The following is a 16,629-nucleotide window of genomic DNA, read 5'->3' as shown; positions in this document are numbered from 1 at the left end:
CGCCGGGCGCCGGCCCGCGGGCGCTCGCGGTGTCGCGCCGGTGGCGCTCGGTGGAACTCAGTGGAAGAACTTGGCCGCGCTGATCAGCGTCTTGTAGACGCCCCAGGCCAGCGGAATGCCCACCGCCGCCCAGGCCAGCACCACGACCGCGGGGCTCACCGTGTCGGCACGGCCCGAGCCCTCGCCCACTTCGGAGGCCGCGGCCTTCTCGTGCGCGAGCTTCTTCTCGATGGCGAGTTCGGCATCGCTCATGAAATGCTTGTCGGCCACCGGGCGCACCAGCAGGTTGGCGATGAAGCCGATCACCAGCATGCCCACGAGGATGTACATGGTCTGGTTGTAGACCTGCTCGCGCGGCAGGCCCAGGCCGAGCTGGTACTCGCGCATGTAGTTCACGACCACCGGGCCGAGGATGCCGGCCGTGGCCCAGGCCGTCAGCAGGCGGCCATGGATGGCGCCCACGAACTGGGTGCCGAACAGGTCGGCCAGGTAGGCCGGCACCGTGGAGAAGCCGCCGCCGTACATCGAGACGATGATGCAGCAGGCACCCACGAACAGCAGCTTGCTGCCCGCGCCCGCCGACGAGGGAATGCTCGCGTAGAGGACCGCGCCGAGCACGAAGAACACGGTGTAGGTGAGCTTGCGGCCGAGCTTGTCGGACAGGCTGGCCCAGACGAAGCGCCCGCCGATGTTGAACAGCGACAGCAGCGCGGTGAAGCCGCCGGCCACGACCGCGATGGCCGCGAGCTGGGTCTTGTCGAGTTCGCCGAACTTGCCCGGCAGGTCGATCAGCGCGCCGCCGAACACTTCCTGCAGCATCGGCGAGGAGATGCCGATCACGCCGATGCCGGCGCTCACGTTCATGCACAGCACGAGCCACACGAGCCAGAACTGCGGAATGCCCCAGACCTTCTTCACGTGCACGTGGCGCTGCGTGATCATGGCGTTGCTGGTCTGCGCGGGCGGCGGCGTCCAGCCGGCCGGCTTCCAGCCCGTGGGCGGCACGCGGTAGCCGAGCGCGCCAGCCATCATGAAGACGAAGTAGCCGATCGCCATCACGACGAAGGTCTGCATCACGCCGACGTCGTGGGCGTTGGAGAAGCGCTTCATGAGGTCGACCGCGAGCGGCGAGCCGATCATCGCGCCGCCGCCGAAGCCCATGATGGCCATGCCGGTGGCCATGCCGCGGCGGTCGGGGAACCACTTGATCAGCGTGCTGACCGGCGAGATATAGCCCAGGCCCAGCCCGATGCCGCCGATGACGCCCGAGCCGAGGATCATGAGCCAGAACTGGTGCAGGTGGATGCCCAGCGCCGACAGCAGCATGCCGCCGCACCAGCACAGGGCCGACACCACGCCGGCCTTGCGCGGGCCCGCGCGTTCGAGCCAGCCGCCCCACAGGGCCGCCGAGCAGCCGAGGAAGACGAAGAACAGGGTGTACATCCAGCCCAGCGTGGCGACGCGCCAATCGCAGTTGGTGGCGAACAGCTCGGCGAAGAAGCTCATCTCGCGCGCGCAGGCCTGGGCGCCGGTGCCGGCGGTGGCGAGCGCCTTCGACAGCGGCAGCCAGAACACCGAGAAGCCATAGGCCATGCCGATGCACAGGTGGATGGCCAATGCTGCAGGCGGGACCAGCCAGCGGTTGTAGCCGGGGCCGGCGATGATGCGTTCCTTGTCGAGGAAGCCGGGCGCGGCGCCCGAGCCCTGGATGCGATCTCCCTCGAGAACGCCTGCAGATGAACCTGCCATATCACTCCTAAATTGCCGGATCTGGGAAAACGGACTGTTGAAAATTTCCGGCGGCGGAGTGTGGTCGGGGCAGCCCCGCGCCGTCAATTCGATCGGCGCATGGGCCGATTCAAGAACTAAATGGCGACGGCCATCCGCGCCATCCGCGCTACTCGCCCAGCGTGCCGCTGTGCAGCGCGGCCTGGGCGAGCCACTCGGGCGTCTGCAGGAAGGCCAGCGCGGCCTCGAGGGCGCGCGAGGCCCGCACGCCGTCCTGGGTCATGAAGCCGATGGGGGTGAGGATCTCGGGCGCCACCAGCGGCAGGGCCTCGAGCTCGCGGTAGCTGCGCACGGCGGCCACCATGGCGCCGGGCAGCACGCTGCTGACCTTGCCGGCGATGACGGCCAGCACGAGGGCGAGCACGGAGTTGGTCTCGATGGCCGGCGCCACGACGGTGCCGACGGCCTCGCGCAGCGCCTGGTCGACGATGGCGCGGTTGTGCATGTCGGGCGTGAGCAGGCAAAGTGGCAGCGTCGCGGCCTCGGACCAGGCCAGGGGCTTGCCAATGCGCAGTTGGTCGTCGGAGGGCACGGCGGCGCGGCGCAAAAGAAAGTAATGCTCGATGCTCTGCGGCCAGGCGGTGAGCTTGATGCCGGGCATGTGCATGCGTTCGGTGTAGCCGAGCGCAAGATCGACTGAGAGGCTCTCGAGGCCGGTCTCGAGCTCCTGCGAACTCATGGAGATGACGCCGGGCACGATGCCCGGATGGCGCTGGTGCAGCATGGCCGCGAAGCGCGAGAGCATGGGTATCGCCGTGGGCACGGCCGCCATGCGCAGGCTGCCGCGCGGTTCTCCGGCCTCGCTGCGCAATTCCTGCAGCAGCACTTCGTTGTCGCGCAGCATGCGTTGTGCGGTGGCGAGCACGCGTTCGCCCTCGTGCGTGAGGCCGACATAGACGCGGGCGCGCTTGACGATGACGACGCCGAATTCGGACTCGAGTGCGCGCAGGGCGTTGGACAGCGCGGGCTGGGTGATGTGGCAGGCGGCGGCGGCGCGGCCGAAATGCTTGTGTTCGCTGAGGGCTACGAGGTAGCGCATGGAGGCGAGTAGGTTCATCTCGCTGTCCTTGCTGGGTGGGGGAATCGGGTGCAGCGTTCGGGGCGCGTGCACAGGACAGCGGGTACTTCCCTCCGCGAATGTCCCCCGCCTTCGGCTCCTCCTTTATTTCGCTGCGGGAAGCACCCACTGCCCTGTGCACGTAGGCGCAGTCGTTGTGCCGGCCGGTTCAACCGACCTGCCCCAGGCTCACGTCGATGGGGTACTCCCCGCAGCGAAATAAAGGAGGAGGCCGCAGGCCGGGGGACATTCGCGGAGGGGAGTACCCCGTCGGCGTGAGCCCGCTCCCGCACGTAGCTCCACCGAAAAGAAGCACGACCCACCAAGCCCCCGAAACCCATCCTAGGTACTCTTGCTCACCGTGATCGTCGGAAACTTCGCCGAGAAATCCTTGGCCTTCTCGGCAATGCCCACCGCCACCTGCAGCGCCACGGCACGGTAGAGCCCCGCGATCTCGCCCTCGGGATCGGCCACCACCGTGGGCTTGCCGCTGTCGGCCTGCAGCCGGATGTCGATCGACAAGGGCAGCGCGCCCAGGTAGGCCATGCCGTCCTGTTCGGCCAGCTTCTTGCCGCCATCGGTACCGAAGATGTGTTCGACGTGGCCGCAGTTCGAGCACACGTGCACCGCCATGTTCTCGACCAGGCCGAGGATCGGCACGCCGACCTTCTCGAACATCTTGATGCCCTTCTTCGCGTCGAGCAGCGCGATGTCCTGCGGCGTGGTCACGATCACCGCGCCGGTCATCGGCACGCGCTGGCTCAGCGTGAGCTGGATGTCGCCGGTGCCCGGGGGCATGTCGACGATCAGGTAGTCGAGGTCCTTCCAGTTGGTCTGGCGCAGCAGCTGCTCGAGTGCCTGCGTGGCCATCGGGCCGCGCCAGATCATGGCCTGGTCGGCGTCGACCAGGAAGCCGATCGACATCACCTGCACGCCGTGGTTCTCCAGCGGCTCCATGGTCTTGTTGTCGACGCTCTCGGGGCGGCCCTCGATGCCCATCATCATCGGCTGGCTCGGGCCGTAGATGTCGGCGTCGAGCAGGCCCACGCGCGCGCCCTCGGCCGCCAGCGCCAGCGCCAGGTTGGCCGCGGTGGTGCTCTTGCCCACGCCGCCCTTGCCCGAGGCCACGGCCACGATGTTCTTCACGTTGGGCATCAGCTGCACGCCGCGCTGCACCGCGTGGCTGATGACCTTGGTCGTGATGTTGACCGACACGTTGTCCACGCCCGGCACCGTCTTGGCGGCGGCCACCAGCGCCTTGCGAAGCGCCGCATGCTGGCTCTTCGCGGGATAGCCGAGCTCGATGTCGAAGGACACGTCGCCCTCCGATATTTGCAGGTTCTTGAGCGCGCGGGTGGACACGAAGTCCTTGCCGGTGTTGGGGTCTGAGACGCTCTGGAGGGCGTTCGAGATCGCCTCGGGGGTGATGGCCATTGATCTAACTCCTGGAAGGCGGGTAGTCTAGTGCGCCCCACCCGGGGCGACCTCCAACGCCTCGAATAACCGAAAAATGCCAGAGACAAGCCCCGCGACGACCGGCCTGCTGCTCACCGGCGGCGGCGCTCGCGCCGCCTACCAGGTGGGGGTGCTGCAGGCCATCGCCGAGATCCGGCGCGCGGCCGGCGCCGCCGGTGGCGGCAACCCCTTCCCGGTCATCACCGGCACCTCGGCCGGCGCCATCAACGCGGCCGTGCTGGCCTGCGGCGCCGACGACTTCGATGCCGTGGTGGCCCACATCGCGCAGTTCTGGGGCGAGTTTCGCGCCGGCCAGGTCTACCGCGCCGACTCGCTCTCGGTCATCGGCAGCGGCGCGCGCTGGCGCATGCTGCTGGGCCTGGGGCGTTTCGCGGCCAACTGGATGCGCGTGAAGCCGCGCTCGCTGCTCGACAACACGCCGCTGTCGGAGATGCTCGAGCGCATGGTGCCGCTGGACCGCCTGCCGAAGCTGATGCAGCAGGGCCACCTGCGGGCGCTGGCGGTCACGGCCTCGAGCTACAGCTCGGGCGAGCACGTCACCTTCTTCGAATCGGGCACGCCGATGGCGCCCTGGGTGCGTTCGCAGCGGCTGTCGGTGGGCTGCCGCATCTCGCACGCCCACCTGCTGGCCTCGGCCGCGATCCCCTTCGTCTTTCCGGCCACGGCGCTGCCGATGGAGGGCCACACCGAGTACTTCGGCGACGGCTCGATGCGCCAGTCGGCACCGATCGCCGCGGCCATCCACCTGGGCGCTGAGCGCATCGTGGTCATCGGCGCGGGCCGCATGCACGAGCCGCGCGAGGCCCCCGCGCCCAACACCCACAGCGGCTATCCGACCATGGCGCAGATCGCGGGCCATGCGCTGTCGAGCATCTTCCTCGACGCGCTCGCGGTCGACATCGAGCGCCTGCGCCGCATCAACCACACGCTGGGCCTGATCCCCGAGGAGGCGCGCGCCGCGAGCGCGCTGCGCCCGATCGACCTGCTGGTGATCTCACCCTCGGAACGCCTCGACGTGATCGCCGCGCGCCACGTCGACGCCCTGCCCGGCGCCGTGCGCCACCTGCTCGGCGGCTCGCAGGTCGCGGCCGACGTCAAGGGTGGCGCGCTCGCGAGCTACCTGCTGTTCGAGTCGGGCTACACGCGCGAGCTGATGGCACTCGGGCATGCCGATGCGATGCGGCAGCGCGAGGAGGTGCTGCGCTTCTTCGGCTGGGAGGAGACGAGGCAGCCCGAATCGATGGCCGCCTGAGCGCCGACCGCTCAGCCCTCCTCGGAAATCCCGAGCTCCGAGCACACCCGACCGAGCAGCGCCTTGAGCTGCGCCACCTCGGCCTCGAGCCGCGCCACGTTGGCCTTGAGCGCCGCCACCTCGCCCAGCGAGACATCGTGCGCGGCGCGCGGCGCCTCGTAGCCGCCCGCGGGCGCGGGCTCCTCGGCCGGCGTGCCGCTCAGCAGGTGCGCCCAGCGGCTCTCGCGCGCGCCGGGCAGGCGTGCGAGCTTCACCACCAGTGCGCCGGCCGAACGCTCGGACAGTTCGTCGAGGAAGCCCTCGACCGAGGAGATGTCTGCGAAGTTGTGCATGCGGTCGCAGGCGATGCGCAGCTCGCCCGCGGTCTGCGGGCCGCGCAGCATCAGCACCGTGAGCAGGATCACCGACTGCGAGGGAATGCGCAGCACGCGGTCGATGTTGTGCTCGTAGCGCCAAGCGCGGCCGCCGCTGGTCTCGGCCACCAGGCTGTAGCCCTTGAGGCTGTCGATCGCGGCCTGCACCTGCGACTCGCTGAGCTCGAGCACCGGGTTGCGGCTGGTCTTCTGGTTGCAGCCCGACACCAGCGCGTTGAGCGTCAGCGGATAGCTGTCGGGCACGGTGCGCTGCTTTTCGGCCAGCACGCCGAGGACGCGGGTTTCGACTAGGGACAGGACGGGCAGCGCAGTGGTCATGGCTCGGCAGGAAAACGAAGGGGGACGGGATTCAGGGCGAAACGACCGCGAGTATGGGCCCCAGCTCGCGCACGAAGTCGCTGCGCCCCAGCGCGGTCGAATGCAGGGCCGAGACGGTGCCGTCGAGATAGAGCGCGTCGCGGCAGTGCAGCACGTCGCGGAAGTAGAGCGCGAACTCATGGACGTTCACGGGCGTCTCGCTGAGCACGAAGATCGCCGTGTGGCCCGACACGCCGACGCCGTTGCGGATCTTGCGCGAGGGCGAGTCGACGATGAACGAGCGGTGCACCGCGCCGTGGCGCAGCAGCAGCGGGCCCGACTGGGTGGCGATCGACAGCCCGCGCAGCCGCGGCGCGAGCGCCGGGTACTCCGACGACTCGATCACGCGCGGCCCCTCGTCCGAGACCAGGAACACGCCGTTCGGCTGGAGGAAGAAGTTGCCGGTGCCGGCCTCGAGGTTGAGCGGCGACTCCTCGCGGCCCTCGCGCACCAAGAGGCCCACGGGCGCGAAGTCGGCGTGGTACATGCCGGCATTCACCGCGAAGTCGAGCCGGCGCCCGCGCTCGGCCAGCCAGGCCTGCAGCCGGTCGAAGCGCTTGAAGGCGATGCCGCTGTCGTCGTTGAGGAACAGCGAGAGCCGGTCCTTGCGCAGGTCGATGCGCACCACCGTGTAGCGCGCCGGCTCGGCGCGCGCCGACGCGGCCAGGCCCAGCACGAGCCCCGCCACCAGCATCGACAGCCACAGCAGGCGCCTGGGCATCGGGATCGTCGCCGGTGCGGCGTGCCTCAGGCGTTCTGGATGCGCGCCACCAGCGCCTTGGTGAAGGCCTCGGTGCCGGCGCTGCCGCCCAGGTCGCCGGTGCGCACCTGGTCGATGTTGAGCGTGTCGTCGATGGCCTGGCGCAGGCGCGTGGCGAGCTCGGGCAGCTTGCAGTGATCGAGCATCAGCGCGGCCGCGAGCATCAGCGCGATCGGGTTCGCGATGCCCTTGCCCGCGATGTCGGGCGCCGAGCCGTGCACCGCCTCGAAGATCGCGGCGTTGGTGCCGATGTTGGCGCCGGGCGCCATGCCCAGGCCGCCGACCAGGCCCGCCACCAGGTCCGACAGGATGTCGCCGAACAGGTTGGTGGTGACCAGCATGTCGAACTGCCAGGGGTTGAGCACCAGCTTCATCGCGCAGGCGTCGATGATGACCGTGTCGAGCTCGAACTGGCCCTTGTACTTCTTCTCGTAGAGGTCGAGGCCGGTCTCGAGGAAGATGCCCGTGAGCGCCTTCATGATGTTGGCCTTGTGCACGATCGTGACCTTCTTGCGGCCGGTCGCCACGGCGGTCTGGAACGCGTACTCGAGGATGCGGCGGCTGCCCTGGCGCGTGTTGATGCCGGTGGCCATGGCCACGGCATGCGGGTCGCCGTCGATCGGCACGTAGTGCTCGTGGCCGATGTACAGGCCCTCGAGGTTCTCGCGCACCACCATCAGGTCGATCTTGTCGAAGCGCCCGCCCGGAATGATGGTGCGCGCCGGGCGCAGGTTGGCGTAGAGCTCGAACTCCTCGCGCAGCCGCACGTTCGACGAGCGGTAGCCGCCGCCCGAGGGCGTCTCGAGCGGGCCCTTGAGCGCGAGCCGCGTGCGGCGGATGCTGTCGAGCGTGGCCGCCGGCAGCGGGTCGCCCGAGGCCTTGACGCCGCCCAGGCCGGCGATCTGGCGGTCCCATTCGAAGGGCGCCTTCAGCGCGTCGAGCGCGGCCAGCGTGGCGTCGACGATCTCGGGGCCGATGCCGTCGCCGGGGATCAGGGTTGCGGGAATGGGGGTGGTCATGAGGGGCGCCCTTGGTCGAGGAATGGGGAGTCGCGGCCGCCGGGGCGCGCGGAGGCCGAAGAATAACGCCGGGCCCATGGCATCGCCTTGACGAGGCCCGGCGCCGCGAAGGTCATTCGCGGGCCGGTCACCCGGCACCCGGCGGGGTGCGGCATGGGGTCGATGCTGCCATCGAACCCGCCGGAACGCGGCGCCACCTAAAATGCCCGGTTCTCCCGCTGCGTCGCTTCCGACGCTCCCGCAACTCCGAAAGCGCCTCCCCCGATGTCCGCCCCGCGCAAGCTCTTCGTCACCACCGCCCTGCCGTATGCCAACGGCAAGTTCCACATCGGCCACATGATGGAGTACATCCAGGCCGACATCTGGGTGCGGAACCAGCGAATGAATGGTGCCGACGTCAACTTCGTCTGCGCCGACGACGCGCACGGCGCGGCGATCACCATCGCGGCCGACAAGGCCGGCGTGACGCCGCAGGCCTTCGTGGCCGAGATCGCCGCGGGCCGCAAGCAGTACCTCGACGGCTACCACATCGCCTTCGACAACTGGCACTCGACCGACGGCCCCAGAACCACCAGCTGGCGCAGGACATCTACCGCGACCTGCGCGCCAACGGCCTGATCAGCACCAAGAGCGTCGAACAGTTCTACGACCCCGAGAAGGGCATGTTCCTGGCCGACCGCTTCATCAAGGGCGAGTGCCCGAACTGCCACTCGAAGGACCAGTACGGCGACAACTGCGAGGTCTGCGGCGCGGTCTACGCGCCCACCGAGCTGATCAACCCCTACTCGGCGCTGTCGGGCGCCAAGCCCGAGCTGCGCAGCTCCGAGCACTTCTTCTTCAAGCTGTCGGACCCGCGCTGCGAGGCCTACCTCAAGGAATGGACCGCCGCGCCCGGCCACGTGCAGCCCGAGGTGCAGAACAAGATCCGCGAGTGGCTCTACAAGGACGACGAGGGCAAGGGCGGCCTCGGCGACTGGGACATCAGCCGCGACGCGCCCTACTTCGGCATCGAGATCCCCGATGCGCCGGGCAAGTACTTCTACGTCTGGCTCGACGCGCCCGTGGGCTACCTGGCCTCGCTCAAGAACCTGCTCGACAAGCGCTGCATCGAACTGGGCGGCGACGGCATCTCGTACACCGAGTACATGGCCGATCCCGAGCTCGAGCAGGTGCACTTCATCGGCAAGGACATCATCACCTTCCACACGCTGTTCTGGCCCGCGATGCTGCACTTCAGCGGCCGCAAGGCGCCCGACGCGGTCTACGTGCACGGCCACCTGACGGTCAGCGGCGAGAAGATGAGCAAGAGCCGCGGCACCGGCATCGACCCGCTCAGGTACCTGTCGCTGGGCCTCAATGCCGAATGGCTGCGCTACTACATCGCGGCCAAGCTCAACGGCCGCAACGAGGACATCGATTTCAACCCCGAGGACTTCGTCGCGCGCGTCAACAGCGACCTGGTGGGCAAGTACATCAACATCGCGAGCCGCGCGGCCGGCTTCATCGGCAAGCGCTTCGGCGGCAAGCTGGGCGCAGTGTCGGCCGATGGCGACGCGCTGCTGTTCGCGCTGCGCGAGGCAGCCGGCGAGGTCCATGCGCTCTACGACGGCCGCGACTATGCGCGCGCGCTGCGCGAGGTGATGGCGCTGGCCGACAAGGTCAACGAGTACGTCGACCAGAACAAGCCCTGGGAACTGGCCAAGAAGGAAGGCGCCGAGGCGCGGCTGCACGACGTGTGCACGGTCTGCATCGAGGCCTTCCGCCTGCTCACGCTGTACCTCAAGCCGGTGCTGCCGGCGCTGGCCGCGAATGTCGAGGCCTTCCTGAAGATCGCGCCGCTCGCCTGGACCGATGCCGCGCAGGCGCTGCCCGCGGGCCATGCGATCGGCGAGTACAAGCACCTGATGCAGCGTGCCGACGCCAAGGTGGTCGACCAGCTGTTCGACGCGCCCGAGCCGGTGGCCGCCCCCGCCGCCGAACCCGCGGCGGATGCGCTGCCCGGCGGCGAGGCCATCGCGCCCACCATCGGCATCGACGACTTCGTGAAGATCGACCTGCGCATCGCGAAGATCGTGGCCTGCGAGAAGGTCGAGGGCTCGACCAAGCTGCTGCGCCTCACGCTCGATGCCGGCGAAGGCAAGACCCGCAACGTGTTCAGCGGCATCGCCTCGGCCTATCAGCCCGAGCAGCTCGTGGGCAAGCTCACGGTGCTGGTCGCGAACCTCGCGCCGCGCAAGATGAAGTTCGGCATCAGCGAAGGCATGGTGCTCGCCGCCAGCCACGCCGACGAGAAGGCCCAGCCGGGCATCCACGTGCTCGAGCCCTGGCCCGGTGCCACGCCCGGCATGCGCGTGCGCTGAATCCCGCGTTCTCCCGAAGAGGTCCCACCATGACGACACCGCTGCCGATGTTCTTTCGCGCCACCCTCGCGGCGGCGCTGCTGGCCGCGCTCGGCGGCTGCGCGGTGGTCTCGGTCGCGAGTACCGCGGTCAGCGTGACCGCGGGCGCCGTGGGCCTCGCGGCCGACGCGGCGATCGGCACCGCGCGCATCACCGGCAAGGCGGTGGGCGCGGCGGCCGATGCGGTGATTCCCGACAGCGACAAGTAGGCGCCGCCTTTCGTACGGGTCGATCGAAAAGAACCGTTCGGGCTGAGCCTGTCGAAGCCTCGCGCGGCGCTTCGACAGGCTCAGCGTGAACGGATTTTTGCGACCGCCCGCGATTGAATATCAGGCAGATGCCACGGGCGCGCCCACCAGCCGCGCCATCTGCACCTTGCTCGTCACGCCCAGCTTGGCATAGACCTGCCGCAGGTGATGGCGCACCGTGGCCGGCGAGCTGCCGAGCGTGCGCGCCACCATCTTGTAGCTCTGCCCCTGCGCGAACAGCCGCGCCACCTCGGCCTCGCGGCGGCTCAGCAGCATGAGGGCGGCCGGCGCCGGCATCGGCGCCTCGTGCAATCCCAGCCCCTGCACCAGCACCAGGTGCGGCATCAGCAGCTCGACCAGCGCCTGCGCGCGCGCCCCGAGGCCGGCCGCCTCGCGGCTGTAGAGCGACAGGTGCATCCACCACGGCGAACCGGGCGCGGGCACGATCACGCTGAGCGCCTGGCCGATGCCATGGTCGGCCGCGAAGGCGCGCATCGAGGCCACGGGCGGCAGCTCGTGCGCGGCCAGCGCGACGCCATGGCCGGGCTGCGCCATGGCGGCCGGCACCACGGGATCGATGTGCCGCACGCGGCACCAGTCGTTCACGAAATCGGGTGCCAGGCCGCGCGTGTGGCCGCCCTGCGGCCGCAGGGTGCCGGACTCGAACAGCGAGCGGCCGAACCAGGCGCCGTCGAAGGCGATGTGGCGCGCCAGCCAGTCGAGCAGCGCGCCCGCGCCCAGCCGCTCGGGCTCGGCGGCCAGCGGATAGAGGCCGAGCAGCATCGCACCGAGCTGTTCGGCGGGAACGCCCGACACCGACGGAAAAGCCTGCTGCGCCATGCGGCGCGATCTTAGGCGTGCCTCGTGCGCCTGGGGCGCGGAGATTCCCGCATCGTTCATCTGAACGACTGCCGCGATTGCCGAGGCCCACCTACGCTGCGGGCGGCCTTTCACTCCAACGAAGACACAGGACCCCGCCGCCATGCATCTCGCCGACTACAGCCGCCTCGACGCCACCGCGCTCGCCGACGCCATCCGCCGCAAGGAGACCACCGCCGCCGAGGCGCAGCGCTGCGCGCGCGAGGCCGCGGCCGCACTGAACCCGCGACTCAACGCCATCATCGAGCTGTTCGACGCGCCGCTCGCGCACGAGGCGCAGGGTCCGTTCGGCGGCGTGCCCTTCCTCATCAAGGACCTGGTGCTGCAGGCCGAGGGCGTGCGCTGCCAGGCCGGCAGCCTGCTGTTCGGCCCGGGCCTGCCCGCGCCGGCCGACAGCGCGCTGATGGCGCGCTTCCGCCGCGCCGGCTTCGCCACGCTGGGGCGCACGCACACGCCCGAGTTCGGCTTCAACGCCACCACCGAGAGCGCCTTCGGCGGCGCCACGCGCAATCCCTGGAACCCGGCGCACAGCACGGGCGGCTCCAGCGGCGGCTCGGCCGCGGCGGTGGGCGCGGGCATCGTGCCGGTCGCGCATGCCAACGACGGCGGCGGCTCGATCCGCATCCCGGCCGCGGCCTGCGGCCTGGTCGGGCTCAAGCCCAGCCGCGGCCGCGTCAGCGCGGGCCCGGGCTACGGCCTGCCGCTGATGGGGCTGGGCATCGAGGGCGTGGTGTGCCGCACGGTGCGCGATGCCGCCGGCGCGCTCGACGCGATGCACGGACCCGAGCTCGGCGATCCCTTCCTGATGGCGCCGCCCGCGCAGCCCTATGCGCAGGCCATCGGCGCGCCGCCGCGCCGGCTGCGCATCGCGGTCACGACGCAGTTCCCGGGCACGCAGCCGGCCGCGCGCGCCCTGCGTCGAGGCGGTCGAGGCCACGGCGGCGGTGCTCGCCGACCTGGGCCACGTCGTGGAATGGGCCACGCCCGCCTATGCGCACGAGGCCTTCCTCGCGGCCACGCGCACCTTCTGGTCCTCGTTCCTCGCGGCCGGCGTGGCGGGCGTGGCGCAGGCGCTGCAGATCACCGTCGACCAGGCGCTGGCCCAGGTGCAGGCCTGCACGCGCGCCACCGCCGAGCACGGGCTGCGCCTGAGCGCGCTCGACCTGGAACTGGCGCTGATGCAGATGAACGCGGTGTCGCGCGAGGTCGCGCCCTTCTTCGCGCGGCACGACATCCTGCTCTCGCCCACGATGCGCACCCCGCCCGTGGCGCTGGGCGTGCTCGACCAGGACGACGCCGCGCGCGATGCGCAGGGCTTCTTCGACCACCTGTTCGACTACGCCGCCTGCACCCCGCTGGCCAACCTCACGGGCCAGCCGGCGATCTCGCTGCCGCTGGCGATGGCCGGCGACCTGCCGATCGGCGTGCAGTGCATGGCGCCGATGGGCGACGAGGCCACGCTGCTGCAGCTCGCGGCGCAGCTCGAGCAGGCAATGCCCTGGTCGGCGCGGCGGCCGGCGCTGCACGCGGCCGCCTGAGTCCTCACCAGCGCACGTTGACCCCGGCGCTCGCCTGCACCGAGGCGCGCGAGCGCAGGCCGCCGCCGAGCGCGAAGCGGCGGCCCAGTTCGCCATAGACGCTGACCGCGGGCCCGATGCGCCACGAGAAGCCGCCCGCGAGCTCGGCCGCGCTGCCGCTGGCACTGCTCGCGATGTCGGTGGACGCGGCCGGTCCCGCGAAGCGCGCGATGTCGGCGCCCGCGGCCATCCGGTAGAGGTTGATCCGGCCATAGGGCTCGACCACGCCCTCGCCCGCGGCGATGCGGCCCTTCAGCCGCAGGCCGGCGCGCGCCATCCAGCCGTTGGCGCTGTCCTGCGACACCACCGCGGCGGGGATCAGCGCCTCGTCGATCGAGCGGCTCTGGTGGATCAGCTGCAGCTGCGGCTCGAGCGCCCAGCCCGCGCCGAGCTCGAAGGACTGGCCGATCTCGAACGAGGCCACGGTGCTGCGCCCCTTGCCCTCGATCGGCAGCGCGGCGAGCGGATGCGCCGTGTAGTCGTGGCGGCCGAACTGCAGCTCCGCGTCGGCATAGAAGCCGCCGGGCTCGGTGAAGGTGGCGTAGCCGCCGAGGTAGCGGCTGCGCAGGTCGGTGCGGCCGATCGCGCCCCACAGGCCGCTCGCGAAGCCCTGCACGTCGGCCTTGCCCTCGAGCTGGCCCACGTAGACGCCGGCGCGCCATGCGCCGCCGGCCCAAAGGTCGGTGCCGGCCTGGAAGCCGCTCAGGTGCATCTCGCTGCGCGGATCGACCGCGCCGCGCTGCGCCAGCGTCGGATCGGCCACGATGACCCGGCCCCAGGCGCGGCGCACGGGCGGGCCGTCGCCGGCGGCCTGTGGCGCGCCGCTGCGCTGGTGCAGGTTCGAGAGCATCGTGAGGTCGCTCTCGCGCAGCTGCGCGGGCAGCGCGGCGAGCATGGGCACCTGCACGCGGTAGGCCGGGCGCTCGACCGGCGCGGGGGCCGGCGGCAGCGTCGGCGGGGGCGCGGGCGGCTCCACGGTGCCGCCACCGGACGAAGGCGGCGCGGGGGGCGGAGGGGGGTGGCGGCGGGGGCGGCGTCACCCCCACGCTCGAGCGCAGGTACCAGTTCTCGCCGAGCCCCTGCGCATCGGCCGCGTGCAGCCGGTATTCGAAGGCGCCCGCGTCCACGTGGCCGCCCACGAGCGCGAAGGCGTCGCGCGTGGTCTGCGCGGTGGTGGTGGCGCCGTTGATCGCGCTCACGACCTCGATGCCGTCGCCGGTGGTCAGCGCGCCCAGGCCGCCGAGGTTGACGATCTGCACCTGGGTGCGGCCCGTGACGCTGGCGGCGGCGTTAGCGCGCAGGCCGGTCGCGGTGGCGCTCACGGTGCCGGCCTTCAGGGCGCGGGTCTCCTCGCGGACGCCGCCGTCGATCACCAGCCGGTCGCTGAGGCTGCCGCTGTCGCCGAGCCGGGTGCCCAGGCGCAAGGTGCCGTCCTGACCCACATAGGGCCCGCGCACGGTCAGCCGCGTGCCGGGCTCGGTGCCGACCAGCGACACCGTGCCCGCCACCGTGAGGCCGGCCACGGTCTGGTCGTGGCCCGCGAGGTCGAGCGTGCCGCCGCGGCGCACGTCGTGGTGCGAGGCCTCGCTGAAGGTGTTGGCGCGGCCCGCGCGCAGCACGCCCTCGTCGACCGCGGTGACGCCGCCGTGGTCGTTGCGGCCCGCGAGCACCAGCGTGCCGGGGCCGGTCTTGAGGATGCCGCCCGGGCCTTCGATGCCCACGTTGAAGGTGGCGGTGACGCCCGCGTCGACGCGCACCGGCGCCTCGGGCAGCTGCGGCACCAGCCGCCCGGGCAGCGAGCCCTCGGCATGCGAACCCTCCTCGAGCCGGTAGCCGTCGCTGCGGAACTGCATGCCCTTGAAGTCGAACAGGCCGTCGATGGTGACCGCGCCCGCGCGGCCCTGGAAGATCGCCATGTTGCCGTTCCAGGCCTCCGCGTTGCGCCCCGCGATGTCGGTCCATTGCGGCTCGAGGTAGCGCCAGCTGCCGTCGCCGCCCGCGACCACGCCGTCGCCGGCCGTGCCGCCGCCGTCCCAGAACTGGTTGGTGCCGACCGCGCCGCCGCTGACCTCCAGCTCCACCGTCGAGCCGCGCACGTGCACCGCGTGCGTGAAGCCCGTGGGCATGGCGCCGAGCTCGAGGCCGTTGTCGGCGATGCTGCCGTCGACCCGCATCAGGGTCTGCACGCCGTTGCCGTAGCCCACGCGCTCGCTGACGTCGAGGCTGCCGTCGAGCGTGAGGTTGCCGGCCACGGTGACGAGGTCGCCGGCGCCCGGCACGCCCGGCGTGCCGAGGTCGTAGTGCAGCCGGCTGCCGGGATCGAGCGCCAGGTCGCCGAGCACGGCGAAGGTGCCCACGCCGCCGTCGCCGGGCGCCAGCGTGCCGCCCGCGCGCACCGTGGCCGCCTTCACCTGTCCGAGGCCGCCCAGCGTGGCGCCGCCGGCCACCTCGACCGTGCTGCGCGGCAGCGCGCCGTTGACCAGCAGCGTGCCGCCGAGCACGCGCGTGCGGCCGTCGGTGTCGTGCGCGCCGCCGAGCGCAAGGGTGCCGGCGTTCTCCTTGTCGATCGCGATGCTGCCGCCGATGGCGCCGTCGTAGGCCACGCGGCCCGGGCCGCGGTCGAACACCACGCGGCCGAAGCCCGAGAGGTTGCCGGTGATGGACCCGGCGTTCGCGCCGTCGCCCACGCGCAGCGTGCTGCCCAGCACGATGTCGCCGCTCTGGGTGTTGTCGCCGGTCAGCGTGACCGGGCTCGAGACCTCGAACCGGCCCGGGCCGGAGATCGCCGCGCCCAGCACCAGCGGCGCCGTGCCGGCGCGCGAGATTTCCAGCGTCGAGCCCGGCGTGGCGAGCACGATGCGCTCGGCCACCAGCGCGTCGACCGGGGTCTCGCCGATCACCAGCACATGGCCGTCGGCCGTGCCCGCTTGGCCGATCTGCAGCGTGCCCGCGCTCACGCGCGCGCCCTCGTCGAGCTGCATCATCCCGGTGCCGCTGCGGCCGATCTGCAGCTCGCCGGCGACGTTGAGCGCGCTGCCCGCGCCGCTCAGCGACACCGTGTTCTCGGTGCCGCCGCCGCCCTGCGAGACGAAGCGCGCGGCATTCACGATGCCGCCGCTGCCGATGCGCAGCAGGGTCTGCACGTCGCGGCCGTCGCTGCTGCCGAGGTTGAAAAGGCCCGTGTCGAGCCGGCCCGCGCCCTCCACCACCATCAGCGTGCCGTTGGAGGCATCGACCGAGGCCGCGCTGGCCGGGCCCGAGACGATGCCGACGACGGTGCCGGGCACGAGGTTCACGGTCACGGCCGTGCCGGCGCCCGGCACGCCCGCGCTCCAGTTGGCGGCGTTGAACCAGTCGGCGCGCGCCATGTCGGCATAGGGCGGCGCGGAGGTCCACACGCTCTGCGCGAAGGCGCGCGGCAAGGCGGATGCGCACACCAGGCC

General features: G+C 71.3%; 11 protein-coding genes and 3 pseudogenes. 5 read left to right on the top strand and 9 right to left on the bottom strand.

Annotation, left to right across the window (positions count from 1 at the left end):
- Positions 1–57: 57 nt before the first annotated feature.
- The 3 genes from ACHMXE_RS17885 to apbC all read right to left on the bottom strand — a co-directional run bounded on the left by ACHMXE_RS17885 (position 58) and on the right by apbC (position 4,279).
- On the bottom strand, positions 58–1,749 hold the full coding sequence (locus ACHMXE_RS17885; protein WP_395350401.1) for an OFA family MFS transporter: 1,692 nt from the start codon (positions 1,747–1,749) through the stop codon (positions 58–60).
- 148 nt (positions 1,750–1,897) lie between these two features.
- Positions 1,898–2,845 (bottom strand): LysR family transcriptional regulator, encoded by a 948-nt coding sequence (locus ACHMXE_RS17880; protein WP_395350400.1) that lies wholly within the window; start codon positions 2,843–2,845, stop codon positions 1,898–1,900.
- A gap of 342 nt (positions 2,846–3,187) precedes the next feature.
- The gene (gene apbC, locus ACHMXE_RS17875) at positions 3,188–4,279 is read right to left on the bottom strand and encodes an iron-sulfur cluster carrier protein ApbC (protein WP_203202590.1); all 1,092 of its coding nucleotides are present in this window, start codon (positions 4,277–4,279) and stop codon (positions 3,188–3,190) included.
- A 76-nt stretch (positions 4,280–4,355) separates the two neighbouring features.
- Between apbC and ACHMXE_RS17870 the strand changes: the two genes are divergently transcribed.
- Positions 4,356–5,573: a patatin-like phospholipase family protein gene (locus tag ACHMXE_RS17870; protein WP_395350399.1), complete on the top strand. Its 1,218-nt coding sequence runs from the start codon at positions 4,356–4,358 to the stop codon at positions 5,571–5,573.
- Positions 5,574–5,584: 11 nt separating this feature from the next.
- Here ACHMXE_RS17870 and ACHMXE_RS17865 read toward each other — a convergent pair whose 3' ends face one another.
- Genes ACHMXE_RS17865 through ACHMXE_RS17855 form a run of 3 tightly spaced genes read right to left on the bottom strand, consistent with a single transcriptional unit; the run spans position 5,585 to position 8,083 of the window.
- Positions 5,585–6,265 carry a YceH family protein gene (locus ACHMXE_RS17865; protein WP_296792017.1) on the bottom strand — a complete coding sequence of 227 codons (681 nt, stop codon included), beginning with the start codon at positions 6,263–6,265 and terminating at the stop codon, positions 5,585–5,587.
- A gap of 31 nt (positions 6,266–6,296) precedes the next feature.
- Complete coding sequence (locus ACHMXE_RS17860; protein WP_395350398.1) at positions 6,297–7,025, bottom strand: phosphodiester glycosidase family protein; 729 nt, start codon at positions 7,023–7,025, stop codon at positions 6,297–6,299.
- A gap of 26 nt (positions 7,026–7,051) precedes the next feature.
- The gene (locus ACHMXE_RS17855) at positions 7,052–8,083 is read right to left on the bottom strand and encodes an isocitrate/isopropylmalate dehydrogenase family protein (protein ID WP_093340921.1); all 1,032 of its coding nucleotides are present in this window, start codon (positions 8,081–8,083) and stop codon (positions 7,052–7,054) included.
- 264 nt (positions 8,084–8,347) lie between these two features.
- Between ACHMXE_RS17855 and metG the strand changes: the two are divergent.
- Together metG and ACHMXE_RS17845 are read left to right on the top strand one after the other, a co-directional pair.
- A pseudogene (gene metG, locus ACHMXE_RS17850) lies at positions 8,348–10,443 on the top strand (methionine--tRNA ligase).
- Positions 10,444–10,472: 29 nt separating this feature from the next.
- Positions 10,473–10,691: a hypothetical protein gene (locus ACHMXE_RS17845; RefSeq protein WP_395350397.1), complete on the top strand. Its 219-nt coding sequence runs from the start codon at positions 10,473–10,475 to the stop codon at positions 10,689–10,691.
- Positions 10,692–10,811: 120 nt separating this feature from the next.
- Here the strand turns inward: ACHMXE_RS17845 and ACHMXE_RS17840 are convergent, their stop codons facing one another.
- Positions 10,812–11,570, bottom strand: a complete 759-nt coding sequence (locus ACHMXE_RS17840) for a response regulator transcription factor (protein ID WP_395350396.1) — start codon at positions 11,568–11,570, stop codon at positions 10,812–10,814.
- 142 nt (positions 11,571–11,712) lie between these two features.
- Here ACHMXE_RS17840 and ACHMXE_RS17835 point away from each other — a divergent pair.
- Positions 11,713–12,453, top strand: a pseudogene (locus ACHMXE_RS17835) (amidase); the annotation flags it as partial.
- Positions 12,454–12,553: 100 nt separating this feature from the next.
- The gene (locus ACHMXE_RS17830) at positions 12,554–13,147 is read left to right on the top strand and encodes an amidase family protein (RefSeq protein ID WP_395350394.1); all 594 of its coding nucleotides are present in this window, start codon (positions 12,554–12,556) and stop codon (positions 13,145–13,147) included.
- Positions 13,148–13,151: 4 nt separating this feature from the next.
- Here the strand turns inward: ACHMXE_RS17830 and ACHMXE_RS17825 are convergent, their stop codons facing one another.
- Together ACHMXE_RS17825 and ACHMXE_RS17820 are read right to left on the bottom strand one after the other, a co-directional pair.
- Entirely contained in the window at positions 13,152–14,081 is a 930-nt protein-coding gene (locus ACHMXE_RS17825) for an autotransporter domain-containing protein (RefSeq protein ID WP_395352708.1), read from the bottom strand.
- A 262-nt stretch (positions 14,082–14,343) separates the two neighbouring features.
- A pseudogene (locus ACHMXE_RS17820) lies at positions 14,344–16,398 on the bottom strand (autotransporter-associated beta strand repeat-containing protein); the annotation flags it as partial.
- Positions 16,399–16,629: the final 231 nt, after the last annotated feature.

It is taken from the genome of Variovorax sp. UC122_21 (assembly GCF_044056785.1).
GTDB lineage: Bacteria > Pseudomonadota > Gammaproteobacteria > Burkholderiales > Burkholderiaceae_C > Variovorax.
The sequence above is the reverse complement of the archived record's forward strand: the minus strand, read 5'-3'. Positions and strand labels throughout refer to the sequence as shown.

Bases quoted from the DNA above. Each gene is read 5' to 3' on its own strand.
- ACHMXE_RS17845 (WP_395350397.1), top strand. From the start codon at position 10,473: ATGACGACACCGCTGCCGATGTTCTTTCGCGCCACCCTCGCGGCGGCG.
- ACHMXE_RS17865 (WP_296792017.1), bottom strand. From the start codon at position 6,265: ATGACCACTGCGCTGCCCGTCCTGTCCCTAGTCGAAACCCGCGTCCTC.
- apbC (WP_203202590.1), bottom strand. From the start codon at position 4,279: ATGGCCATCACCCCCGAGGCGATCTCGAACGCCCTCCAGAGCGTCTCA.
- ACHMXE_RS17840 (WP_395350396.1), bottom strand. From the start codon at position 11,570: ATGGCGCAGCAGGCTTTTCCGTCGGTGTCGGGCGTTCCCGCCGAACAG.
- ACHMXE_RS17885 (WP_395350401.1), bottom strand. From the start codon at position 1,749: ATGGCAGGTTCATCTGCAGGCGTTCTCGAGGGAGATCGCATCCAGGGC.
- ACHMXE_RS17860 (WP_395350398.1), bottom strand. From the start codon at position 7,025: ATGCCCAGGCGCCTGCTGTGGCTGTCGATGCTGGTGGCGGGGCTCGTG.
- ACHMXE_RS17855 (WP_093340921.1), bottom strand. From the start codon at position 8,083: ATGACCACCCCCATTCCCGCAACCCTGATCCCCGGCGACGGCATCGGC.
- ACHMXE_RS17880 (WP_395350400.1), bottom strand. From the start codon at position 2,845: ATGAACCTACTCGCCTCCATGCGCTACCTCGTAGCCCTCAGCGAACAC.
- ACHMXE_RS17870 (WP_395350399.1), top strand. From the start codon at position 4,356: ATGCCAGAGACAAGCCCCGCGACGACCGGCCTGCTGCTCACCGGCGGC.
- ACHMXE_RS17825 (WP_395352708.1), bottom strand. From the start codon at position 14,081: ATGCTCGCCGCGCTGCCCGCGCAGCTGCGCGAGAGCGACCTCACGATG.